This window comes from Caballeronia sp. LZ065 (genome assembly GCF_031450975.1).
GTDB lineage: Bacteria > Pseudomonadota > Gammaproteobacteria > Burkholderiales > Burkholderiaceae > Caballeronia.
This window is the reverse complement of sequence record NZ_JARUXV010000004.1, coordinates 426,798-449,634: the sequence shown is the minus strand read 5'-3', so window position 1 is coordinate 449,634 and position 22,837 is coordinate 426,798. Positions and strand designations below refer to the sequence as shown.

The 22,837-nt window shown below is 64.7% G+C and carries 19 protein-coding genes; 10 read left to right on the top strand and 9 right to left on the bottom strand.

Annotated elements, in window-relative coordinates:
* Positions 1-24: 24 nt before the first annotated feature.
* The 3 genes from QCE63_RS28590 to QCE63_RS28580 all read right to left on the bottom strand — a co-directional run bounded on the left by QCE63_RS28590 (position 25) and on the right by QCE63_RS28580 (position 4,274).
* Positions 25-1,839, bottom strand: coding sequence for an ATP-binding protein (locus tag QCE63_RS28590; RefSeq protein ID WP_309839300.1), 1,815 nt, complete (start codon positions 1,837-1,839; stop codon positions 25-27).
* Between the two features lie 33 nt (positions 1,840-1,872).
* Positions 1,873-3,507, bottom strand: coding sequence for an ATP-dependent helicase (locus tag QCE63_RS28585; RefSeq protein ID WP_309837888.1), 1,635 nt, complete (start codon positions 3,505-3,507; stop codon positions 1,873-1,875).
* A gap of 95 nt (positions 3,508-3,602) precedes the next feature.
* On the bottom strand, positions 3,603-4,274 hold the full coding sequence (locus tag QCE63_RS28580) for a glutathione S-transferase (RefSeq protein ID WP_309837887.1): 672 nt from the start codon (positions 4,272-4,274) through the stop codon (positions 3,603-3,605).
* A 408-nt stretch (positions 4,275-4,682) separates the two neighbouring features.
* Here QCE63_RS28580 and QCE63_RS28575 point away from each other — a divergent pair, with 408 nt between their 5' ends.
* Complete coding sequence (locus tag QCE63_RS28575; protein WP_309819855.1) at positions 4,683-4,853, top strand: hypothetical protein; 171 nt, start codon at positions 4,683-4,685, stop codon at positions 4,851-4,853.
* Positions 4,854-4,906: 53 nt separating this feature from the next.
* Here QCE63_RS28575 and QCE63_RS28570 read toward each other — a convergent pair whose 3' ends face one another.
* The 3 genes from QCE63_RS28570 to QCE63_RS28560 form a co-directional block, all read right to left on the bottom strand.
* Positions 4,907-5,377 (bottom strand): response regulator, encoded by a 471-nt coding sequence (locus tag QCE63_RS28570; RefSeq protein WP_404990226.1) that lies wholly within the window; start codon positions 5,375-5,377, stop codon positions 4,907-4,909.
* 297 nt (positions 5,378-5,674) lie between these two features.
* Entirely contained in the window at positions 5,675-6,493 is an 819-nt protein-coding gene (locus tag QCE63_RS28565) for a helix-turn-helix domain-containing protein (protein WP_404990201.1), read from the bottom strand.
* 141 nt (positions 6,494-6,634) lie between these two features.
* A complete protein-coding gene (locus QCE63_RS28560; RefSeq protein WP_309837884.1) occupies positions 6,635-7,378 on the bottom strand; it encodes a response regulator transcription factor in 744 nt (247 codons plus the stop codon).
* A gap of 521 nt (positions 7,379-7,899) precedes the next feature.
* On the opposite strand from QCE63_RS28560, the gene QCE63_RS28555 reads away from it, so the two are divergent.
* The 3 genes from QCE63_RS28555 to QCE63_RS28545 all read left to right on the top strand — a co-directional run bounded on the left by QCE63_RS28555 (position 7,900) and on the right by QCE63_RS28545 (position 11,087).
* Positions 7,900-9,192 carry an MFS transporter gene (locus tag QCE63_RS28555; RefSeq protein ID WP_309837883.1) on the top strand — a complete coding sequence of 431 codons (1,293 nt, stop codon included), beginning with the start codon at positions 7,900-7,902 and terminating at the stop codon, positions 9,190-9,192.
* A 123-nt stretch (positions 9,193-9,315) separates the two neighbouring features.
* Entirely contained in the window at positions 9,316-10,782 is a 1,467-nt protein-coding gene (locus QCE63_RS28550; RefSeq protein WP_404990200.1) for an MFS transporter, read from the top strand.
* A 137-nt stretch (positions 10,783-10,919) separates the two neighbouring features.
* Entirely contained in the window at positions 10,920-11,087 is a 168-nt protein-coding gene (locus QCE63_RS28545; protein ID WP_309819848.1) for a hypothetical protein, read from the top strand.
* Between the two features lie 78 nt (positions 11,088-11,165).
* Here the strand turns inward: QCE63_RS28545 and QCE63_RS28540 are convergent, their stop codons facing one another.
* Both QCE63_RS28540 and QCE63_RS28535 read right to left on the bottom strand, forming a co-directional pair.
* On the bottom strand, positions 11,166-11,438 hold the full coding sequence (locus QCE63_RS28540) for a hypothetical protein (RefSeq protein WP_309819845.1): 273 nt from the start codon (positions 11,436-11,438) through the stop codon (positions 11,166-11,168).
* Positions 11,439-11,561: 123 nt separating this feature from the next.
* Positions 11,562-12,407, bottom strand: a complete 846-nt coding sequence (locus QCE63_RS28535) for a helix-turn-helix transcriptional regulator (RefSeq protein ID WP_309837879.1) — start codon at positions 12,405-12,407, stop codon at positions 11,562-11,564.
* Positions 12,408-12,676: 269 nt separating this feature from the next.
* Between QCE63_RS28535 and motA the strand changes: the two genes are divergently transcribed.
* Both motA and motB read left to right on the top strand, forming a co-directional pair.
* Positions 12,677-13,549 (top strand): flagellar motor stator protein MotA, encoded by an 873-nt coding sequence (gene motA / locus QCE63_RS28530; protein WP_309837878.1) that lies wholly within the window; start codon positions 12,677-12,679, stop codon positions 13,547-13,549.
* Between the two features lie 33 nt (positions 13,550-13,582).
* Complete coding sequence (gene motB / locus QCE63_RS28525; RefSeq protein WP_309837875.1) at positions 13,583-14,563, top strand: flagellar motor protein MotB; 981 nt, start codon at positions 13,583-13,585, stop codon at positions 14,561-14,563.
* A 70-nt stretch (positions 14,564-14,633) separates the two neighbouring features.
* Here the strand turns inward: motB and QCE63_RS28520 are convergent, their stop codons facing one another.
* Positions 14,634-15,965 carry an Nramp family divalent metal transporter gene (locus QCE63_RS28520; protein WP_309837874.1) on the bottom strand — a complete coding sequence of 444 codons (1,332 nt, stop codon included), beginning with the start codon at positions 15,963-15,965 and terminating at the stop codon, positions 14,634-14,636.
* Positions 15,966-16,241: 276 nt separating this feature from the next.
* Here QCE63_RS28520 and QCE63_RS28515 point away from each other — a divergent pair, with 276 nt between their 5' ends.
* The 4 genes from QCE63_RS28515 (at position 16,242) to QCE63_RS28500 (ending at position 22,778) form a co-directional block, all read left to right on the top strand.
* Entirely contained in the window at positions 16,242-16,511 is a 270-nt protein-coding gene (locus QCE63_RS28515) for a DUF4148 domain-containing protein (RefSeq protein WP_309837872.1), read from the top strand.
* A gap of 345 nt (positions 16,512-16,856) precedes the next feature.
* Positions 16,857-20,042 (top strand): efflux RND transporter permease subunit, encoded by a 3,186-nt coding sequence (locus QCE63_RS28510; RefSeq protein WP_309837870.1) that lies wholly within the window; start codon positions 16,857-16,859, stop codon positions 20,040-20,042.
* Between the two features lie 19 nt (positions 20,043-20,061).
* Complete coding sequence (locus QCE63_RS28505) at positions 20,062-21,318, top strand: efflux RND transporter periplasmic adaptor subunit (RefSeq protein WP_309837868.1); 1,257 nt, start codon at positions 20,062-20,064, stop codon at positions 21,316-21,318.
* Positions 21,315-22,778 carry an efflux transporter outer membrane subunit gene (locus QCE63_RS28500; RefSeq protein ID WP_309837867.1) on the top strand — a complete coding sequence of 488 codons (1,464 nt, stop codon included), beginning with the start codon at positions 21,315-21,317 and terminating at the stop codon, positions 22,776-22,778. Before QCE63_RS28505 ends, QCE63_RS28500 begins: the two co-directional genes overlap by 4 nt.
* The last annotated feature ends 59 nt before the right edge of the window (positions 22,779-22,837 follow it).

Below are 22,837 nucleotides of genomic sequence, written 5' to 3'. Positions count from 1 at the left end.
CGCCAGCGCCGTCAGCCCTATCAATCAGCTCACGCGCCGCCGCGCCATCACCGCGCGGTGCACGGCGCCTTTCAGCACTTCATAGCGCACCGGCTTCAGCAAATAGTCGAAGAACAGAATGGCCGCGCTCGGGTCCACCAGTTCAGGCGCATACGCGCTCACCGCGATGATCGGCACACTGGCGCCGGGCGCGATGCGCGCGCGGTATTCGTTGGCGAACGAGTAACCGTCCTTGCCAGGCATGTGCAGGTCGGCCAGGATCACGTCGGCGTCGTTGGCGCGCAGCCAGGCGAGCGCACTGTCCACCTCCGGCATGGCGACCGCGGAATAACCCAGATGCGTGAGCATTTCGCTCAGCGATTCGCGGATCGACTCGTGATCGTCGATGACCAGCACGCGCGACTTGCGTTGCGCCGGCGCCGCCGCGTCCAGCTCGGCGCGCGCGGGCAGACGATCGACCGACACGACCGGCAGGCTGACGCGGAACGCGGTGCCCTCGCCCACTTCGCTCGACACCGTGATCTTGCCGCCCAGCAGTTCCACCAGTCCGCGCACGATGGCGAGACCCATGCCGGCGCCGTCGAAACGCCGTGTGCTCGATGAGTCGAGCTGCGTAAACTCCTGGAAAATCAGCGGCAACTGCTCGCGCGGAATGCCCGGACCCGTGTCGATGACGGAGATATCGAGGCGCTTTTCGGTGCGCATGAAATGCACCTCGACCGAACCGGTATCGGTGTACTTGATGCCGTTGGTGACGAGATTCGTGACGATCTGCCGCACGCGATGCGCGTCTGATTCGAGCGGGCCGCGCTCGCCCGCGAAGTCGCCACGCAACGCCAGTCCCTTGGCGGTCGCGGAGGAGGCGTTCGCATCGACGATCGATTCGAGCAACTCGACCGGATCGAACGCCATGGTGCGCAGCTCCAGCTTGCCCGCGCCGAGCCGCGCGTAGTCGGTCAGATCGCGCATTTGCGCTTCCAGATGACGCGCGCCGGATTCAAGCCGGTACATGATCTTGCGATCCGCCTCGCCGCGCGCGTTCAGCCCGAGCAGTTCCACCGAGGACACGATGGCATGCAGTGGCGTGCGCAGCTCATGGCTCAGCATGCCAAGGAAGGTGTCCTTGGCGACGCCCGCTTCGCGTGCTGCGCGCGTCGCCTGGTGCTCGGCCGCGAGCGCCGTGCGCTGCTGTTCGATCAGGCGCGTGCGCCGGTAGCCGTTGAACAGCAGCAGCATGGTGGCCGCCGCCGATAGGATACCGAGCAGAATGCCGCCGAGAGTCAGATAGCGGCGCCTGGCGTCGAAGTCGCGCACGATGCTTTCGCGCTCGGCGACATCCATCAGGCGGCGCCCGCTCGCCAGCTCCGCCACGACCGGTGCATTCTGGCGCAGCACGCCGACGATCCGCAGGCTGTGTCTTCGCTCGGTCCCGAGCGCATCGACGTCGCTCTGGATGGAATCGAGCGCCGTCTGCAACTGCCGCAGGATTTCGCGCTGCCGGTTGAACAGCGCCTCATGACCGGCGGCCAGCCCCGGCGACGCCGAAACCTGCAAGAGCCGCGCGCGCAGCAGCCGATAATTTGTGCGCACGGCGTCGGCGTCTTCGTCGATGCCGTTGCGATACAGCAGTACGTGATTCTCGAAGCGCTCGTAGGCAATCTGGAACTGCGCGGCGTCCCAATAGACGTCGTAGGGAACGACGAGCGTACGGGTTTCGCGCGCGAGCAGGCCCGAATAGAGCATGTAGCCGACCGCGCCGATGGGCGGCGCAATGGCGAGCGCGACCAGCGCCGCGTACCACAGGCGGCGGAACCACGGACGCGCGGCGGGCCCGCGCATGGAGAAGACGGAACTCGTCACGGGCAGCCGGCGCTACAGCGCCTCGATGGCGCGCTCGGCGCGTTCGGAGGCCACCACGATCAACTTCATGGTTGCGCGCGTGGCGCCGACGAAGATCTTGCGTGCGGCCTGCTCGTCGAGCGTGTCGAAGTCCACCTCGGTGAGGATCACGCACGGCGCGGACTGACCCTTGAAGCGATAGATGGATTCGAGCAGCACGTCGCCTTCGCGATATTCCGGGTTGCCGAACAGGTCGTAGGTGCCGGTGAAGGCCCGCAGCCGGTGCGGGCCGAGATGCTCGACCGCCGTGAGCGCCGAGCCTTCGCGGCCGCGAAACGACAGCACCGCGATGTCCTGCTTGCGGAAACCGAGCGACAGCGCCTGCGTGATGGCGCGCTTGGTGGCCTCGACGATCTCTTCGGTATGACCGTTCTCGTAGGTGGCGATGCTGACGTCCGAGCCGTCGAACGGGCTGCCTGCGTCGAGCCGCACCTCGGGGCCAACGATCTTGCGAATGAAACCGAGCAGATCGCGCGGGCTGCGGTAATTGGTCGATTCGCGCAGGATGGTCCAGCCCGGCAAGCGCACCGGTTCGCGCAGATACAGGTTCTGCATCGGGTCTTCGAGCCACCACCACGCGCCAGCCGGGTTGAGCAGGCGCTCCAGCGCCTCGACCCAGGCCGCCTGGAAGTCCTGGCCTTCGTCGACGATCAGCACGTCGGTCTTCCAGTGCTCCGGCACCGGCACGGCGGCGAAACGTTCTTCGAGCGTGGCGAACACGTCGGGCTGGCTGAAGTCGGGCGGGCTGCCTGCATCGCGCGCTACGGCTGCGCTCAGTTGATGATAGTTCGCGACCTTCGCCTCTTTCGGCGCGATGGCTCGGATGTGATCGGCAAGCGGCCGGTTGAAACAGACGTAAAGCACGCTCTTGCCCTGCGCAAGCGCCTCGCGCATCACGCGCACCGCGAGCTGCGTCTTGCCCGCGCCGGCGGTGGCGATGACGCGCAAGCGGAACGGCTCGAACTCGAGCCGCCGTGCCCAGGTCGCCAGTCCGCCCGACAGCCGCGTAACCAGTGTGCTGGCCGCGCCGACCAGCGCGTTGGTGTCGGGCGTGAGGGACAGTTCGTCAGCGAGAAAGTGATGGATACGGGTCGCCGCCTCGAAGCGCGGTTCGTCAGGCGGAAGGATCTCCAGCACGACGCGCGCGAGTTGCGCCTTGCGGCTGGCATCGACGATCCGCGCGGGCGCCACGCCCGCGATGGCCGCGTCCTTGATCGTGTAATCCGGGCAGTACAGCAGTTCTTCGATCCGGTAGGTGCCCGCGCCGAACGCCGCCGTAAAGCGCCGATGCAGGTTTTCCAGCGTGCGCGCCAGCTGGATGGCGACGTTGCGTTCCTTCTGCAGATAAACCTTCACGAGACCGGCGTTGGTCTCACGCAGGAAGCCGGCCTTCTGCTCGATCATCAGCACGCGTCCGGACGGCGCCACCACGACGAAATCCGCCTCGCCGAATACCGAGAAGCCTTCGTTGACGCGCGTCCAGTGCACGCCGTGATACACCGTGTAGTCTTCCGGCAGCTTTTCGAGCAGCGCCAGGGTTTCGAGCTCGCGCGCGGCCGCGCCGGTTGCTTCGAGATTCTTCCAGTCGTCAGGAACGATTCGAGCCATGCTTGCCTTTGGGGTTGCGTTCAGCGATTGAATCCTGCGGCTCATTGTACGCAACAGGCCGGACGTTCCGAACCTGGCCAAATGGCTGGCTTCTGCTAGCTCGCGTAGTCGTAGCGCCCGCCGCGTTCCAGCGCCCGTTGGTACGCAGGCCGCGCATGGATGCGTTCGAGGAATGCGCGGATATGCGGAAGCTGCTTTGCCCCGGCCCGCTGGCTACCCGCTTCGAGCGGGAAACTCATCTGCACGTCGGCGGCGCTGAAGGCATCGCCGGCGAACCAAGGTGATTTCGCGAGTTCGGCTTCGATATAGCCGAAGTGCAGGCGCAATTGCGGATCGATGAAGCTGCTCTGCATCGTCTGCGCGATGCGCCGCGCAATCGGCCGCGCGAAGAACGGCATTTTCGCGGTCTCGAGACGCCGCGCGACCAGCTTGAGCAGCAGCGGCGGCATGGCCGACCCTTCGGCGTAGTGCATCCAGTAGGTGTAGCGCACGCGCTCGGGCGAGACGCCCGGCGGCGGCGAGAAGCGTCCTTCGCCGTAGCGCTCGACCAGATAATCGATGATCGCGCCCGATTCCGCGAGCGTCAGGTCGCCGTCCGCCACGACGGGCGACTTGCCGAGCGGATGCACGGCGCGCAGTTCGGGCGGCGCGAGCATGGTTTGCGGGTTGCGCTGATAGCGCTTCAGTTCGTATTCGACTTCCAGTTCTTCCAGCATCCACAGGACGCGTTGCGAACGGGAGTTGTTGAGGTGGTGGACGGTCAGCATGGATTTTGATTGTTTGGGCTGAAAAGTTTGCATCGCTCAGCGCACCCGCGCCGTGACGCACGCGGCAATGGGCATAAAGTGACCGGCCGGCGATGCGAAACGGCAAAACGTCGTTTCGCCAGATCGTTGAAACCAGCTTGCTTCAGTTCCTCGAGCATCGACCAGTCCGCGAGCGCCGCCATGGAACACGAGACGCTAGAAATACTGCACGTCGCCATTCGGCTTCGCATGCTTCTCAGTCTGCCGTGTCGAAGAAAGCGTGACGCAAATTCCGTCGATGCCCCGGAAGCATCTCCTCACAGCGCCGGTACGCATCTTGCAGGCAGCGAACGCGTGCGCGCGGATGTTGAACCCAACCGCTCCCGCCATGCGGACTCACCTTATCGACAACTACAAAAGGAGAAACCGATGACCTTGATCATTTATCTCGTCGGCTGGCTCGTGCTGATCGGCGGCGTGTCGTGGGCACTCGTCGCGATGCACGTCTCGCAGCACACGATCATGATCGTCGCCGTCATCATGCTCGGGATTGCGATCATCACGGGCGCGACGCGAGCACGCAACCGCGATCGGTCCTGAGCGCGTAGCCACACGCGGCGTCACGCGCCGCGTGTCAAAGGCCAGATGGCGCCCTACATCACGACGCGCGCCCCGGCCGCATCCTGGATCAAGTTGACGAGTTCATCGGGATGCACGGGTTTGGTCATGAAGTGCTGGAAACCTTCGCCGATACTGCGCAGGCGATATGCATCGCCGCCGTGTCCCGTCAGCGCGATGGCGACGGAAGGCGGCAGGTTGCCGCGTATTTCATGGTCCCGCAAACGTTGGATCAGGTAGAAACCGTCCATTTCGGGAAGGTCGAGATCGCAGATCACCGCGTCGGGAAGATGCTCGATCGCCGCCTGCGCGCCGTCTTCGGCGTCGGCTACGGCGATGACTTCGGCCCCCTCCTCTTGCAACAACATTTGCAGTGATGCCCTGCTTTCCGGATCGTCCTCGATGAGCACGATCCGCATATGCCCCAGTCTTGCTACTTCGTTCATGATGTTCTTTTCAACTGCCAAAAACGGAATTCTCGCGACGGTCTCCTTGACTCGCCGCATCGGGCGCTCCGCAAACATGCGATGCGCCTTGTTGACACGAAAACGCGGCGGGAATTCCGAACGCACCGCTATTTGAGCCGCGTGTGCGCCGGTGCGGAACGCCTCGCGGTTTCTGTCCACGTCCGGACAAACATCGCCGACTGTGGCAAGCCTGTTCGAGCAAGAAGCGGACCGGTTTAATCCAGACAGGCCGCAAGCGCCCATCTGGCGGGCCTGAGCGCGGGTTCAGCGCCGGCCCCTAAGCGCCGGAACCGCACGACCATGTAATTCAGGGACCCGCCGTACCCCAATTTCCCGTCAGACGTTTGTATCCTGCGGCGATTCGGGGCGCATTGTGCCCGATTGCAGCAACGCGCGGTATTCGGACGGCGTGATGCCGACCGTCGCCTTGAACTGGCGCGTGAACGCGCTGTGATCGGTATAGCCACACAGCGCCGCGACATCCGTGACCTTGTCGTCTTGCGAGACGAGCAGCGCGGTGGCAGCGTCGAGCCGGGTTTTCAGCAGCACCTGTCGCGGCGTCAGGTGGAATACCTTGCGGAAATACCGCTCCAGTTGGGCGATCGACATATTCGCCATCTGCGCGAGTTGCCGCATGTTGAGTGGCTGGACGTAGTTCTCCTGGATGTGCCGGACCACGGCCGCCAGCCGGCTATAGGCGGGATGCGTGCCCTCGGCGGCCTGCAGGTCGCGCGAGATGCCCGCCAGGCCGACGATCGCGCCCTGCCCGTCCAGCAGCGGCTGCTTGCAGGTCATGCACCAGCCCGGCTCGCGGCCCGGGTAGAGATGCAGTTCGAGCTGATCGATCAGCTGATGCCCCTGCGCGATGATCGCCTGGTCCTGCGCGGTGTAGATGCGGCCGAAGCGACGGGGAAACACTTCTTCGGCGGTCTTGCCGAGCAGCGCTGTCTTGTTGTCCTTGTAGCCACAGCGCCGCGCGAGCGTGCGGTTGACCATCGCATAACGCGCTTCGCGATCCTTCACGAAGAACACGATGTCCGGCATGGCGTCGAACACCGGCGCGAGCTGCGCGAAATGCCCGAGCATGTCGGCAAGCGTGGATGCCGGAGGGCGCGCGATGAAGGTCTCGCTCGATTGGGCTGCCGTGCTTGTCATGCGTCGTGGTGTCGGGGCGGGTTGCGCGTGAGGATCCTGGCGCCCGATTATAAAAGCGCCCCGCCCTGAAAAAAATGCGTGCCGTCCCCACGGTGCTCCGCGATACGACAAACCGGCAAGCGCTGGCCGCAGCCGAGTCCGTCACGCAGCGATCTGCGCGGCCGCGGAATCGACACGCTCGTCGCCTCTTCCCTTGCCGTCGTCGTAGAGATGAAGCAGCCGATACCCGCTCTTGTAGACCGGCTGCAGCCGGAAGTTGTTGACCGGCTCGATTTCGAGCGCGAGCCGCAGACGCGACACGTGGCTATCGATGGTCCGCGTGGTTTCGCGGAACTCGCGTCCCCAGACCATCGCGAAGATGTGATCGCGCGACAGCACGCGGCCGATGTTCGAGAAGAACAACTGCGCCAGCCGGAATTGCGTGCCGCTCAGCTGCACCGGCTTGCCGCGCACCGTGACGATCTGCTGGCGGGCGTCGAAACGATACGGGCCGATTTCCAGGCAGGCGTTCGACGTGGTCGGATAGGCGCGCCGCAGCAATGCCTCGATGCGCGCCCCGAGTTCGCCCGGACGGATGGGATACACGACGTAATCGTCCGCGCCGGCGGTCAGCGCGCACACGACGTTGTGCTCGGCGCCGTCTGGCGTGGCGAACAGCACGGGCACGCGCTCGCCGAAGCTGGAGCGCACGGATTTGAGGAGATCCAGCCCGCACAGGCCGGTGGAATTCCAGTCGAGGATCAGCAGATCGACCGTTGAGCGCGACAGGGCTTTCGACAGCACGAGGCCGTCGCCAAAAGTCACGCAGGTATGGCCGAGTCGCTTGACGACGTCGCTGACGAGATTTCGATAACTCGGATCGGTTTGCAGAACGGCGACGCGCATGGTGTCTTACCTGATGAGTCCAAGGGACATGGAGCGGATGCGCGGTTAAAGGCGTCCGCCGGGCGTCTCGTCGAAGGGATGAGACGGGCGCTTCGAACTCGGCATTCTGGGCAAGCACGCGCCGCTTTCCCATCGGACTCGTCTGAATTGTCAATGCATGTGCCCGACCATGAGGACAATCTCGTGCCGTCTTATGCGCGCAACCCCCTGCAAAAAATAGAACGGCATTTCGTTTTTCGGCCGCTTGCATCCTGTAACATCGCGCGTCTGGCTTTTTCAGTCCCGCTTCCGCCGTTTTACCGAGACGTCGCGTAGCAAGCTGCGCCGCGGCTCTCCGTCGCTTCCCGCAGCGCGGATGGACGGGCGGCGGCTCTCGACTCCGCGCCTGTCCGGTCATCGGCGTCTTCCACACCCGGATCCGCCGCGCGCCCATCCGGCGCACCCGACCCCTCCCGCATCGGGCACAGCCTCGCCCTGCCCGCGCGTCACGCGTGGTCTTTTCACTCACGGGTTTTCTTTCGATGCAGGCAACACCTCTGTCCGACGCCCCGCGCGCGGCCAGCCGCGCCCTCACGCGCGGCGACTACAAGACGCTCACGCTCGCCGCACTCGGCGGCGCGCTCGAGTTCTACGACTTCATCATTTTCGTGTTCTTCGCACCGGTGATCGGCCAGCTGTTCTTCCCGCCGGCCATTCCTGACTGGCTGCGGCAATTGCAGACTTTCGGCATCTTCGCGGCGGGTTATCTGGCGCGTCCGCTGGGCGGGATCATCATGGCGCACTTCGGCGACCTGCTCGGCCGCAAGCGCATGTTCACGCTCTCCGTGCTGCTCATGTCGGTGCCGACGCTGCTGATGGGCCTGCTGCCCACCTATGCGTCGATCGGCCTGATGGCGCCCGTGCTGCTGCTCCTGTTCCGCGTGATGCAGGGCGCGGCGGTCGGCGGCGAAGTGCCGGGCGCGTGGGTGTTCGTGTCGGAACACGTCCCGGCGCGGCACATCGGCTATGCCTGCGGCACGCTGACGGCCGGCCTGACGGCGGGCATCCTGCTCGGCTCGCTGATCGCGACCGGCATCAACAAGGCGTTCACGCCCGCCGATGTCGCCGCTTTCGGCTGGCGCCTGCCATTCCTGCTGGGCGGCGTGTTCGGGCTGTGCTCGGTGTATCTGCGCCGCTGGCTGCACGAGACGCCGGTCTTCGCCGAACTCAAGCTGCGCAAGTCGCTCGCGGCGGAGCTGCCGCTCAAGGCCGTGCTGCGCGACCACGGCCGCGCCGTGATCGTCTCGATGCTGCTCACGTGGATGCTGTCGGCGGCGATCGTCGTCGTGATCCTGATGACGCCGACGCTCCTGCAGAAGCAATTCCACCTCGCGCCGGCGACGGTCCTCGTCGCGAACTGCGCCGCAACGCTGTTCCTGACGATCGGCTGCGTGCTGGCCGGCGCGATCGCGGGCCGGATCGGCGCGGGCAAGACCATCTTCATCGGCGGACTGGCGCTGGCGGTGTCGTATTGGATGCTGTTCCGCGAAGTCGCCGTCGATGCCTCCGCGCTCTTGCCGTGGTACTCGGTCGCGGGCTTTTTCGTCGGCGTGATCGGCGCGATTCCCTTCGTGATGGTCAAGTCGTTTCCCGCCGCCGTGCGCTTCTCGGGCATTTCGTTCTCGTACAACGTCGCGTATGCGGTGTTCGGCGGTCTGACGCCGATCGTCGTTTCGCTGTTCATGAAGTCGAGCCCGCTCGCGCCCGTGTGGTATGTGGCCGCGCTGTGCGTGGTGGGCGCGCTGACGACGCTGTTCATCAAACACGCGCGTTAAGTTCGTTTTTTTCGTCGAGGAAATGGCGCACCTGCTGACGCAGTGCGCCATTTTTACGCCGGGATTTCCACGTTTCAGGCCAGGCCGAAACATCGAACGCGCCACGCGCCTACGATGAGCGGCATGAACTCGAACCTTTCCTCCTCCTCTGCACACCTCTCCGGGCGACAGAAGCTCGTCGTGACCGCGACCAGCGTCGGTTTCGTCGTGTCGCAACTGGATGTGTCCATCGTCAATGTCGCGCTGGCGAGCATCGGCCGCGATCTGGGCGCGAGCGTCGCGAGCCTGCAATGGACCGTCGACAGCTACGCGCTCGCGTTTTCCGCGCTGATGCTTTCGGCCGGTTCGCTCGGCGACCGTTTCAGCGCACGGCGCATGTTTCTCGGCGGACTGCTGCTGTTCGGACTGGCGTCGCTCGCGTGCGCCTTTTCGGTCGATGCGCCGCAACTGATCGCCGCCCGCGCGGCGCAGGGCGTCGGCGCCGCCGCGATGCTGCCGAACTCGCTGGCCTTGCTCAACGCGGCGTGCGGCCACGATCAGCGACTGCGCGCCCGCGCGGTCGGACTGTGGACGGCGGCGGGCGCGGTGTCGATTGCGTCGGGGCCTATCGTCGGCGGCCTGCTGATCGCGGCCTTCGGCTGGCGCAGCATCTTCTGGGTCAATCTGCCGGTTTGCGCGGCGGGCATCGTGGCAACCGTGCTATGGGTGCGGGCCGCGCGGCCGAAGTCAGCGAATGACGCGCGCGGCCTCGACCTGCCGGGTCAGACGCTCGCCATCGTGGCGCTGGCGGCGCTGGTGGGCGCGGTGATCGAATGGCGGCCGCTCGGAATCGCTCATCCGCTCGTGTGGGGCGGGCTTTTGCTCGCGCTGGCGGCGGGCGGCGGATTCGTCGCGATCGAACGCAGAAGCGCGTCGCCGATGTTGCCGCTCTCGCTGTTCGCCGAGCGCACCTTCAGCGCGGCGGTGGTCTTCGGTATCGGCGTGAATCTCACCTACTATGGAACGGTGTTCATTCTGAGCCTGTACCTGCAACGCGTGCTCGGCCATACGCCGCTGCAAACGGGGCTGGCGTTCCTGCCCCTGACGGGCGGGTTCCTCATTTCGAACCTGGCGAGCGGACCGGTGGTTGCGCGTTTCGGCTCGCGCGGTCCGATGATCGCGGGCGCGCTGCTCGATGCCGCCGGTTTCGCCGCGCTCTGTTTCGTCGATGCGCACACGCCCACGGCCGCCCTGCTCGTGCCGTTCCTGCTGATTCCCTCCGGCATGGGACTCGCGGTGCCCGCGATGACGACCGCCTTGCTCGGCACTGTCGGCCAGCAGCGCGCGGGGACGGCGTCGGCGGTGCTCAACACGGCGCGACAGGCGGCGGGGGCGATCGGGGTCGCGGCGTTCGGTGCGCTTGCCGGTCACGGGGACGGCGCGGCGAGCGCGGCGCATATTGTCGATGCCGTGCGCGGGTCGGCGGGCATTTCCGTCGCGATTCTGCTTGGCACGGCGCTGGTTGCACGTCAGGTGAGCAATCCGGCGAGGACGGACAAGGACCGTCCGCCAGAGCACGTGCGCCGCGCGCTTTCCAAAAATGCTGATTGAACGCAGCAATTGAGCGTGCTGGTCAGCGGGTACGCCCGTTGCAACGATCCAGTACGACGCTTAATGCATTTGAGCTAAACCAAGCTGCCTCGGAGCCTTAAGCCATCCATCCACCAGGAACCCTCAAGGAGAAGCTGATGTCGACGCTGCCCCGTTCCCCCGAAGAGCCATACGAGCCGGATCCCGACGAATTATTCGATCCGGACGCGGCGCCGAACCCCGACGATCCGGACATGCCCGACGGCCCGGATTCCGCCACGCCGATGGTGCCCGCCGACCCGAAAAACGGCGAACCGCGTCTGTAGCGCCAAGCTGATGAACAAGGCCCGCGCGGCTCGATGAACCGCGCGGGCCTGTCTGTGTGAAGTCAGCCGCCGTGAAGCCTAAAGACTCGTGGTCTGCACGGCGCCGGTCTCGAGTGCGCGCTCGATGAGCGCCTCCTGCTGGGCCTTGCGAACGGCATCGGCTACCAGCGACGCGGGCGCTTCCACTTCCGCCTTGATCGTGCCGATGATGCCTTCGGCCTGGACGATCACCAGCGACTCCGCCGAGTCCGCGCGGCTGATGATGACGCGCGGCGGGCCGCCGCCATCCGCAATGCTTGCGCAAAACTGCATGCTTTGCCCGCCGATCACTTGCTCGAATGTTTGAATCATCGCTCTCTTCCGCGTTGGTTGGACAAAAGCTCACCAGGCTCAGGTTGAACAGCCTGCCTTTCTCATTGATCCGCGTACCCGCACTAGGTTCCATTCTGTAAGCCCGTGCGCGCCGGCGCAAGCTCAGCGTCGAGCTTCGGCGAGCCGGCCAAGAACGGCGGCGGTGGCGTCGTCGGCGGGAAACAGGGCTTCGATCGCGAGTTCGGACAAGGTGATATCGACCGGCGTGCCGAACACCGTGGTCGTGCTGAAGAACGACAGCATGCCATGCGGCGTGCGCAGCCGCAGCAGGACGACTACCGGATTGGGCTCGTGACGCGAGGACTGTGGCGCATGAGCGTGCGCGGGCACGGGATACGCCTCGAGTTCGGCATGCAATGCAAGCAACACCGGATCGCCCGACACCTCCCCCTGTCGATGCAGCCGCGCGAGCAGATGCGCGCGCCACTCGTGCCAGTTGTCGATGACGCCGGCAAGGCCGCGCGGGTGCATCGAGAGGCGCAATGCGTTGACCGGCGGCGTCAGCAACGCGGCATCGGCGGATGCGATCAGCGGCGGCAGCGCCGCGTTGGCCGCGACGATGTTCCAGTGCCGGTCGATAGCCAGCGCGGGAAACGGCTCGTGACCTTTCAGCACCAGTTCGACGGCGCGGCGCGCGCTGGCCATGTGCGGATCGGCCAGGGCGCGCTCGCGATAAAGCGGCGCGTAGCCCGCCGCCATCAGCAGCGTATTGCGCTCGCGCAGCGGCACGTCGAGCTGTTCGGCGAGCCGCATCACCATTTCCCGGCTCGGCAGCGCGCGCCCCGATTCGACGAAGCTCAGGTGGCGCGTGGAGACATCGGCCTCGCTGGCCAGATCCAGCTGGCTCATGCGTCGTCTCTGACGCCATTCGCGCAGCAGCGCGCCGACGGTGGCGTTCGGGCCGGCGCGCACCGGATCGGCAAAAGCGTGGACAAAGGTCGAGTTCATGCGGACGATCTTAGTCGAACCGGATGCGCGCGTTCCATTACCTGCCACGTCATCGCGACGCGACGGCCGCCCGCCCGCCGCGCGAATCACGCGCGACGTAACATTTACGCCGCAAACATTTGCGCAGAAAAACTTGCGCCGGCCACCCTTCATTTCCGCTTCTTAACGGCCGTTAAGAGCCAAGAATAAGCGAACAATGTGTCGCGAGCCGTGCGCGTCTTCAGGCAAGCACGCACGGCCCGCGGCGCGCGGAAAACTGCGGAGAAATAATGTTTGTCATCATCGGATGGGTGGTGGTCATCGGCTCGGTGATCGGAAGCTTCATCGGCGTAGGCGGCCACCTGGCCGCGCTCGTGCAGCCGTTCGAGCTGCTGTGCATTTTCGGGGCGGCGATCGGCGCGTTCGTCGTGTCGAATCCGACCGCGACGCTCAAGAAAACCCTGCAATCCATCCCGAAGGCGTTCAAGGGCGGCGGCTATACGAAAGAGAAGTATGTGGCGCTGATCGCGCTGCTGTACGAACTGCTTCAGAAGGCGCGCAAGGAAGGCATGATGGCCCTCGAAGCCGATGTCGACGCGCCCGAATCCAGCCCGCTGTTCCAGAAGTACGAGCACGTGATGGCCGATCATCATCTGCTCGACTTCATCGTCGACTATCTGCGCATGATGTCGGCGGGTAATGTCAACGCGCTCGAGATGCAAGACCTGATGGACGAGGAACTCGAGACGCATCACACCGAGAGCGGGGTCGCGGCCAACGCGATCCAGAAGATGGCCGATGGCCTGCCCGCGTTCGGTATCGTCGCTGCGGTGATGGGCGTGGTGCACACGATGGGCTCGGTGGGCGCAGCGCCCGCCATTCTCGGCGAGATGATCGCGGGCGCGCTGGTCGGCACGTTCCTCGGCATTCTGCTGGCGTACGGCTTCATCGGCCCGCTCGCCGATCTGCTCAATGCAAAGGGCGCGGCCGAAGCGAAGCCGTTCCAGTGCGTGAAGTCGGTGCTGCTTGCTTCCATGAACGGCTATGCGCCGACCATTGCGGTGGAGTTCGGCCGCAAGGTGCTGTTCACGGCGGACCGTCCGAGCTTCAAGGAACTGGACGACGCGGTGCGCGCGACCAAGATGCCGAAGTCGGCCTCGTAACCCGCACGCGCACGCAAGAAGGAATTCACTCTCATGGCTGAGAAACCATCACGCGATCCGCTGCAGTCCGTGCTCGCACCCACCGTGGTCGTGAAGCGCAAGAAGAAGGCGCACGGACATGGGCATCACGGCGGCGCGTGGAAGATTGCCTACGCCGACTTCGTCACCGCGATGATGGCGTTCTTCCTGTTGATGTGGCTGCTCGGGTCGACGTCGAAGTACGACAAGGAAGGCATCGAGCAGTATTTCAACACGCCGTTGTCGGCGCTGTTCGGCAATGATGGCGGCGCGTCCACGCATACGAGCGTGATCACCGGCGGCGGTCAGGATCTGTCGAGCACGCGTCCTGGCGAAGGCAAGAAGAGCCAGACGCAGCCCGTGCCGCAGACGATCGCGCGCGCGGCTGTCGCGATGGAGGATTTGCAGAAGCTTCAGCAGTTGAAGCAGAAGCTGACCGCGTTGATCGAGCAGACCCCGGCGTTGCGCGCATTCAAGGATCAGATCCGGATTGCGATCACGAGCGAAGGCTTGCGTATCGAGATCGTGGATTCGCTCAATCGGCCGATGTTCGCTTCCGGCAGCTTCAGGCTCGAAGGTTATGTGACGACGATCCTGACCAATATCGGGGCTTCGCTGAACGACGTGGAGAACCGCGTGTCGATCGCGGGGCATACGGATGCGGTGCCTTATTCGGGTGGTCAGGCCGGGTATTCGAACTGGGAGCTGTCGAGCGAACGGGCGAATGCGGCGCGGCGCGCGCTGGTGGCCGGCGGGATGAAGGAAAGCAAAGTGCTTCAGGTGCGTGGATTGGCTGACGTGCTGCCGTTGAACAAGGATGTCGTTGATGAGCCGACTAACCGGCGAATCAGTATCCTTGTTCTGAACAAGGCCGCGGAACAGGCGTTCTTCAAGGACGGCGGGCGGACCACGGTGGATCAGGGGCAGCCTGTGGAAGCCGCAATTCCGGCTGCGGTGGCGGCGAAGTCGAATGGGACGGTGAATGTGGTGAAGTAAGGCGGCGGTCGAGAGCCGCGAAGGTGCACGAGTTTCGATGCGCTTCGCGGCGCCTTGACCCGACATGAGGTCACCCCACCCACTCCCCCACCGTCTGCACCACGAGCCACACATTCGCGGCGCTGATCACCACGAACAGCCCCCACGCCACGGCCTTCATCCAGTGCGCGTTGACGAACTCCCCCATCAGTCTTCGATCGCTGGTCATCCGAATAAGCGGATACAGCGCGAACGGCAGTTGCAAACTCAACACCACCTGACTGGCCACGAGCAACTTCCCCACCGCTCCATTACCCAGCCAATAAACCCCGATCAGCGCAGGAATCAACGCCAGCGCACGGGTAATGAACCGCCTCTGATAACAAGGAATCTTGAACCTCAAGAATCCTTCCATGATGACCTGTCCGGCAATGGTCCCGGTGAACGTCGAACTCTGCCCGGAAGCGAACAACGTCACCGCGAACAAGACTGCCGCCAGCCCCGTACCCACGATCGGCGCGAGCAGCTTATAAGCGTCCTCGATCTCCGTCACCTGCGTATGTCCGGTGGCATGAAACGCCGACGCCGCCAGGATCAAAATCGCCGCGTTGATCATCAACGCGAGAATCAGCGACACGATGGTATCCAGCCGTGAAAGCGTGATCGCGGAGCGCAGACTCGATCGGTCGCGCTCGACCACCCGCGTCTGCACGATGGAAGAGTGCAGATAAAGGTTATGCGGCATCACGGTTGCGCCGAGAATGCCGATGGCCAGATAAAGCGGCTCCCGCTGGCTCAATGCATGGATCGAAGGCACGAGCCCCGCCGCCACCGAAGGCCAATGCGGCTTCACGAGCACGAGCTCCACCACATAGCCGATTCCGATCGTCGCGATCAGCCCCAGCATGATCGCTTCGAGATCGCGAAAGTTCTTGCCCTTCAGTCCGAGCACGATCAGCGTATCGAACGCCGTCAGCACGACGCCCCAGATCAGCGACACGCCGAAGAGCAAATGAAAGGCGAGCGCACCGCCCAGCACTTCGGCCAGATCACACGCAATGATCGACAGTTCCGCCAGCACCCACTGCGCATTCGCCACCGGTTTCGCATAGCGTTCACGCGACAACTGCGCGAGATCCTTCCCCGTGACGATGCCGAGCCGCATGGCGAGACATTGCAGCACCATCGCCGCGAGGCTGGACAACACGACGACGAACAACAGCCCATAGCCATAGCGTGAACCGGCTTCGATATCCGTCGCCCAGTTCCCCGGATCCATGTACCCGATGGAGATGAGCAAGCCGGGCCCCGCGAATTGCAACAGCTTCTTCCAGAGCGGCGCGCCGGGCGCCACGGCCACGGAGCCTTTGACTTCGGAAGGACAGAACGGCGCGGTGGCCGTGGTCGGCAGATTGAACGGCAATTTATCGATCCCCGCTGCGATGCTTGATTGAACCGGGCGCGAGCAGCACGTTCGCCCAAGGCGGCGAGTCTATCACCGGCCTCGCCTCTTTACAGACCCCCTCTCTACTGCCTTCAACGCCCCTTCATCGACGATACGGCGGGCGTTCCAATCTGACGAAAGCGTCATTTGAACGCCAGCATGTCGTCACCACCCAAAACATAGAATGAGCCCGTGGCCGTGCATGACTTGCAGGCATGCGCCGCATTCATCGTTACCACGCTCGAGGAGTCCCCCATGAAACTGATTACCCGCTTCGCGATCCTCGCACTTGCCGCCACGCCACTCGCCGCGCTCGCCCAATCCGACGGACTGACCCGCGCCCAGGTCAAGCAGGACCTCCAACGTGTCGAGCAGGCGGGCTACAACCCGTCCGAGCGCGATGCCTTCTACCCCGATAACATCCAGGCCGCCGAGGCCAAGGTGCAATCGTCGAGCGCTTATGGTGCATCGACCGATGGTTCATCCGCCGCCGGACAGCCCGCCATGCAGCAACCCGCACAGTAAGAAAGTCGCGCTTCATCACGTCGAGACCCCGCGCGGTTCCCTCCACACGCGAGCGTTCCCGCGCCGTCTCGTCGCTTGTCCTCTGCCCGGAGATAACCGGCGCAAGTCCTGCTCTATTCCTCTGTCATTCAAGCAATCCGCCCGGCCCTGACCGCGCCCTTTCAAGCGCTTGCTTTCAAATCGCCTAATCTGACATACGCGCCATATTCACGCCACATTGTCGTTGGCGCGCGGCCACTACCATAGCGTCACAGCGGGTCTGCACCCGCCTTGTCCGTCATTGCGTCCCGCGCGCCGCATGCAAGCTCGCCGCCGCGCCCTTTCCAAGCTCTTCCGAACGACTCAATGTGGATAGTCAACGTTGCGCTGAAGCGGCCCTACACGTTCATCGTGATGGCCATCATGATCCTGCTGGCGACGCCCTTCGTCCTCTTGACGACGCCAGTCGACGTACTCCCTGAAATCGACATTCCCGTCGTCAGCATCATCTGGAATTACACCGGCCTCTCCGCGCAGGACATGGCCAACCGCATCACGTCAGTCAACGAGCGCAGCTTGACGACCACCGTGAACAACATCGAGCACATCGAGTCGCAGTCGCTGCAAGGCATCGCGATCATCAAGCTCTTCCTGCAACCCACGGCGAACATCCAGACCGCGATTGCACAGACTGTCGCGGTCGAACAGGCGCAGCTCAAGCAGATGCCGCCGGGGGCCACGCCGCCGCTGGTCATCAGTTATTCGGCGTCGAGCATCCCGGTGATCCAGCTCGGCCTTTCCAGCCCGAAGCAATCGGAACAGGACCTGAACGACACCGCGCTCAACTTCCTGCGTCCGCAGCTCGTGACGATTCCCGGCGCCGCCGTGCCTTATCCGTACGGCGGCAAGAGCCGCGTGATTTCCGTCGATCTCGACACGCGCGCGCTGCTCGCCAAGGGCCTCACGCCCACCGACGTCGTGCAGGCCGTGAACGCGCAGAACCTGATCCTGCCGACCGGCACCGCCAAGATCGGGCCGAAGGAATACACGATCAACATGAACGGCTCGCCCGCCACCGTCGCGGGCCTGAACGACATTCCCGTGCGCACCATCAACGGCGCGACGACCTATCTGCGCGAAGTCGCGCACGTGCGCGACGGCTTCACGCCGCAGACCAACATCGTGCGCCAGGACGGGCATCGCGGCGTGCTGATCTCGGTGCTGAAGAACGGCAACTCGTCGACGCTGTCCATCGTCAATACGCTGAAGGACCTGCTGCCGCAAGCGCGCGCCTCGCTGCCGCCCGATCTCAAGATCAGCGCGTTGTTCGACCAGTCCGTGTTCGTCAAGGCGGCCGTGCAGGGCGTGGTGCGCGAAGCGCTGATCGCCGCCGCGCTCACCGCCGCGATGATCCTGCTGTTCCTCGGCAACTGGCGCAGCACCTGCATCATCGCGATCTCGATTCCGTTGTCCATCCTCTCTTCACTGATCGTGCTGCACGCGCTCGGGCAGACCATCAACATCATGACGCTCGGCGGCCTCGCGCTCGCGGTCGGCATTCTGGTGGACGACGCCACGGTGACCATCGAGAACATCGAGCGCCATCTGCACATGGGCACCGACCTGCACGAGGCGATTCTCGAAGGCGCCGGCGAGATCGCAGTCCCCGCGCTCGTCTCTACACTTTGCATCTGCATCGTGTTCGTGCCGATGTTCTTCCTGACCGGCGTCGCGAAGTTCCTGTTCGTGCCGCTGGCGGAAGCAGTCGTGTTCGCGATGATCGCGTCGTACATTCTCTCGCGCACGCTCGTCCCGACGCTCGCGATGCTGCTGATGGGCCACGCGCACGCGCCGGGTGCACACGCCCGGCCGAATGTCTTCATGCGGCTGCATCAGCGTTTCGACCGCGGCTTCGAGCGCATGCGCGCCGCGTACATCGTGATTCTTTCGACGCTGCTGGTGCGCCGGCGCCTGTTCGGGTCGCTGTTCCTGGGCTTCTGCGTGCTCTCCACGGGCCTCGTGTTCGTGCTGGGCGAAGACTTCTTCCCAAGCGTCGATGCCGGCGACATCCGCTTGCACATGCGCGCGCCGACCGGCACGCGCATCGAGGAAACCGCGCGTCTCGCCGATCAAGTGGAAAGCGTCGTGCGTCAAGTCGTGCCGCAGCATGAACTCTCGACGATCCTCGACAACCTCGGCCTGCCCTACAGCGGCATCAACCTGTCCTACAGCAACGCAGGCACCATCGGCACGCTGGATGGCGAGATCCAGGTCGCGCTCACGGCCGATCACGCGCCCACGCAGACCTATATCGATGAACTGCGCGCGCGGCTGCCGCGCCTCTTCCCCGGCGTCGAGTTCTTCTTCCAGCCGGCCGACATCGTCACGCAGATCCTGAACTTCGGCCTGCCTGCCGCCATCGACGTGCAGATCCAGGGGCAAAACGGCCAGGCGAATTTCGAAGCCGCGAGCAAGCTGATGAAGCAGATCCGCATGATCCCCGGCAACGTCGATACGCATATCCAGCAGAAGCTGGACGAGCCCGTCATCGATCTGCAAATGGACCGCACGCGTCTGCAACAGCTCAATCTCAATGCGAACAACGTCGCGCAAAACGTGCTCGTGTCGCTGTCGGGCAGTTCGCAGACCGCGCCGGGTTTCTGGTTCAATCCGCGCAACGGTGTCGAGTACAACCTCTCAGTACAGACGCCGCAGTATCAGGTCTCGTCAATCGACGAACTGCTGCGCACGCCGGTCTCGGCCTCGCTCAACGGCCCCACGCAGTTGCTCGGCAATCTCGTGCGCATCTCGCCGCAAAGTCAGTTCGCGGTGGTCACGCATTACAACATCCGGCCCGTCATCGACCTGTTCGTGAGCGTCGAGGGCCGCGATCTCGGCGGCGTCGCGCGGCAGGTGAACCATCTCGTCGATGAAGCCCGCAAGACGCTTCCGCGCGGCAGTCAGATCGTCGTGCGCGGCCAGGTCGAGACGATGCGCACGTCCTTCTTCGGGCTGGGCATCGGCGTTGCGATGGCCATCGTGCTCGTGTATTTGCTGATCGTCGTGAACTTCCAGTCGTGGATCGATCCGCTCATCATCGTGAGCGCGCTGCCCGCCGCGCTCGCGGGCATCGTCTGGATGCTCTTCCTCACCGGCACGCATCTCTCCGTGCCCGCGCTCACCGGCGCGATCATGACGATGGGCGTCGCCACCGCCAACAGCATCCTGATGGTGTCCTTCGCGCGGCAACGGCTGAACGCCGGCATGCCGCCGCTGACCGCCGCGCTCGAAGCCGGCGCAAGCCGGATCCGCCCGGTGCTGATGACCGCCTTCGCGATGATCATCGGCATGATCCCGATGGCGCTCGGCCTCGGCGAAGGCGCCGAACAGAACGCGCCGCTTGGCCGCGCGGTGATCGGCGGGCTGCTGTTCGCGACCGTTTCCACGCTCTTTTTCGTGCCGCTCATCTTCGCGGGCATCCATGCAAGGCTCGCGCGCCGCGCCGCGCGCAAGACGCCTTCGCAGCACGACGCCGCGAGCGGACAACATTGATATCGACCAGATCACGAACATGACCGAAAAGAACCACGCCTCGCTGGCGATTCCCGCGCGCGACTCCGACGAAGGCCCCGCGCTGCCGCCGCGCCATGCCGAATGGAAGCGCGCCAAGCTCGCGCTCGTCATCGTGCTGGCGCTGCTGGCGATCGGCGCCGCACGCACTGTCGTCACGGACATGGTGCACAACCGCTCCATTGCCACGCGCACGCAGCAGAACGCGCAGCAGTACGTGAACGTGGTGCAGCCCTCGCACACCGACAGCGGCGCCGAAACCACCTTGCCGGGCACGCTGCGCGGCTTCGTCGAATCGCCCATCTATGCGCGCGCCACCGGTTATTTGCTGCACTGGTATGTCGATATCGGCGCACGCGTTAAGCAAGGCCAGTTGCTCGCGGATCTCGACACGCCCGAGATCGACCAGGAACTCGCGCAGGCCGTTGCGCAGCGCGACCAGACGTCATCGAGCCTGGGCCTTGCGAAGAGTTCACTGGAGCGCTGGCAGCAGTTGCGTCAGCGCGATGCGGTCTCGCAACAGGAACTCGATGAACGTCAAAGCACCTACAACCAGGGCGTCGCGAATCTCGCCGCCGCCGACGCCAACGTCAAGCGCCTGCGCCAGCTCGAATCGTTCAAGCGAATCGTCGCGCCATTCGCGGGCGTGGTCACGCAGCGCAACGTGGATGTCGGCGATCTCATCGATGCCGGCAGCGGCACCAGCCGCGCGCTCTTCGCGCTCGCGCAGTCCGATCCGCTGCGCGTGTTCGTGCAGTTGCCGCAGGCCTACGCGCAGAACGTGTCGGTCGGACAGGACGCCACCGTTACGCAGGCAGAACTGCCGGGCGAAAAATTCCACGGCAAGATCACGCATGTGTCGGGCGCCATCGACGTGCCCACGCGTTCGCTGCAAATCGAAGTGACGCTGCCGAATCCCGACGGCCGCCTGCGGCCCGGCGCCTATGTACAGGTCGCGCTGCCGGCGGCCGCGCATGCGCGCCTGATGGTGCCGGGCAATGCGCTCCTGTTCCGTGCAGAAGGGCCGCGCGTCGCGGTCGTCGATGCGAACGGACACGTGCAGTTGCGCAAGATCGTGATTGCGCAGGATCTCGGGCAGTCGCTGGAGATCGAAAGCGGGATCGGGCAGAGCGACAAGATCATCATCAATCCGAGCGACTCCATCGCGGACGGCGATCACGTGGTCATCGCCCCGCAGCAGAAGCAGCAAGGACAACAAGGTCAGCAGGCCGCGTCAGGAACGAAGGCCGCATCATGAAGACGCTGCTCGGCCTCACGCTCGTCTCCCTGCTCGCGGGCTGCACCGTCGGTCCGGACTACCGGCGCGCCGCCGCCGACACGCCGCCCACCTGGAAGACCGATTCCTACTGGCGCGTAGGTGAACCGTCGCATGCGCCGCTCGCGCCCGACTGGTGGCAAGGCTTCGACGATGTCACGCTGAACGCGCTCGAAACCCAGGCGCTCGCGCAAAACCAGACGCTTGCCGCCGCCAGCGCGCACTACGCGCAGGCACGCGCAACGCTCGCGCAAACGGGCGCGCTCGCGCTGCCCGAGATCGATCTCGGCGCGAACGCATCGCGGCTGCGCATCTCGAAGAACCGTCCGGTCACCAACTACAACACGCCGAACTCCACGACCGTGCAGAACGACCTGAAGCTCGCGCCGACGGTCAGCTACGACGTCGATCTGTTCGGGCGCATCCGCCGCGAGGTGGAAAGCGCGCGAGCCTCGGCGGATCAGTCGGGCGACGACCTGGCGAACGCGCGTCTCGTGCTCACCACCGATCTCGCCAGCAGTTACTACTCGCTGCGCGAACTCGATGCCGAACTCGACGTGCTGAACCGCTCCGTCGCGCTGCAAAAGAAGGCGCTCGACTACGTGCAGGCGCAACACGATCTGGGCGCGGTGTCGGGTCTCGACGTGCTTCAGCAACAGGCGCTGCTCGACCAGACACGCGTGCAGGCGCAATTGCTGTTGACCCAGCGCGCGCAATACGAGCACGCCATTGCGGCGCTCGTCGGCACGCCCGCGCCGCAGTTCGCCATCGCGCCCGATCTCGCCATGCATCCGCTGCCGGCCATACCGCTCGGCCTGCCGAGCGACATCCTGCAGCGCAGGCCCGACGTCGCTTCCGCCGAACGCGCGATGGCCGCGGCCAACGCGCAGATCGGCGTCGCGCGCGCGGCGTTCTTTCCGAGCCTGACCCTGAACGGCACGGTCGGCTGGGAAAGCACCGCGCTCGCCAGCCTCGTCTCCGCGCCGAGCCTGCTGTGGACCATCGGCACGATGGCGAGCCAGGTCGTGTTCGATGGCGGACGCCGCTCCGCTGCTGTCGATTTCGCCAATGAAGGCTATGTCGCCGCGGTCGCGAATTATCGACAGACGGTATTGGGGGCGTTCCAGCAGGTGCAGGACGGCATCGTCGGACTGTCCGTGCTGGATGGCGCGGCGAAGCAGTCGCACGCGGCCGTCAACGATGCGCAGCGTCTGCTGTCTCTGGCAAACGACCGCTACTCGGGCGGCCTCGTCGCCTATCTCGACGTCATCACCGCACAGCAGCAATTGCTCACGAGCGAACGTCAGGACGTGCAGATCCAGGGGCAGCAACACACGACGTCGGTGGCGCTGGTGAAGGCATTGGGCGGCGGCTGGGACACGGACGCTGCACCACGCGAAGAAGAGATGGCAGCGACGCGCGGCAACGCGCCCGCTCGCTGACTTGAAAGATGACGTCAGCAGGATGACCGCTAGGCTCGTATAGTTAGCGCTAGAACAAG

Bases quoted from the DNA above. Each gene is read 5' to 3' on its own strand.
- QCE63_RS28585 (WP_309837888.1), bottom strand. From the start codon at position 3,507: ATGGCTCGAATCGTTCCTGACGACTGGAAGAATCTCGAAGCAACCGGC.
- QCE63_RS28535 (WP_309837879.1), bottom strand. From the start codon at position 12,407: ATGAACTCGACCTTTGTCCACGCTTTTGCCGATCCGGTGCGCGCCGGC.
- QCE63_RS28545 (WP_309819848.1), top strand. From the start codon at position 10,920: ATGTCGACGCTGCCCCGTTCCCCCGAAGAGCCATACGAGCCGGATCCC.
- QCE63_RS28550 (WP_404990200.1), top strand. From the start codon at position 9,316: ATGAACTCGAACCTTTCCTCCTCCTCTGCACACCTCTCCGGGCGACAG.
- QCE63_RS28505 (WP_309837868.1), top strand. From the start codon at position 20,062: ATGACCGAAAAGAACCACGCCTCGCTGGCGATTCCCGCGCGCGACTCC.
- motB (WP_309837875.1), top strand. From the start codon at position 13,583: ATGGCTGAGAAACCATCACGCGATCCGCTGCAGTCCGTGCTCGCACCC.
- QCE63_RS28590 (WP_309839300.1), bottom strand. From the start codon at position 1,839: ATGCGCGGGCCCGCCGCGCGTCCGTGGTTCCGCCGCCTGTGGTACGCG.
- QCE63_RS28560 (WP_309837884.1), bottom strand. From the start codon at position 7,378: ATGCGCGTCGCCGTTCTGCAAACCGATCCGAGTTATCGAAATCTCGTC.
- QCE63_RS28580 (WP_309837887.1), bottom strand. From the start codon at position 4,274: ATGCTGACCGTCCACCACCTCAACAACTCCCGTTCGCAACGCGTCCTG.
- QCE63_RS28540 (WP_309819845.1), bottom strand. From the start codon at position 11,438: ATGATTCAAACATTCGAGCAAGTGATCGGCGGGCAAAGCATGCAGTTT.
- QCE63_RS28500 (WP_309837867.1), top strand. From the start codon at position 21,315: ATGAAGACGCTGCTCGGCCTCACGCTCGTCTCCCTGCTCGCGGGCTGC.
- QCE63_RS28570 (WP_404990226.1), bottom strand. From the start codon at position 5,377: ATGCGGCGAGTCAAGGAGACCGTCGCGAGAATTCCGTTTTTGGCAGTT.
- motA (WP_309837878.1), top strand. From the start codon at position 12,677: ATGTTTGTCATCATCGGATGGGTGGTGGTCATCGGCTCGGTGATCGGA.
- QCE63_RS28555 (WP_309837883.1), top strand. From the start codon at position 7,900: ATGCAGGCAACACCTCTGTCCGACGCCCCGCGCGCGGCCAGCCGCGCC.
- QCE63_RS28515 (WP_309837872.1), top strand. From the start codon at position 16,242: ATGAAACTGATTACCCGCTTCGCGATCCTCGCACTTGCCGCCACGCCA.
- QCE63_RS28575 (WP_309819855.1), top strand. From the start codon at position 4,683: ATGACCTTGATCATTTATCTCGTCGGCTGGCTCGTGCTGATCGGCGGC.
- QCE63_RS28565 (WP_404990201.1), bottom strand. From the start codon at position 6,493: ATGACAAGCACGGCAGCCCAATCGAGCGAGACCTTCATCGCGCGCCCT.
- QCE63_RS28510 (WP_309837870.1), top strand. From the start codon at position 16,857: ATGTGGATAGTCAACGTTGCGCTGAAGCGGCCCTACACGTTCATCGTG.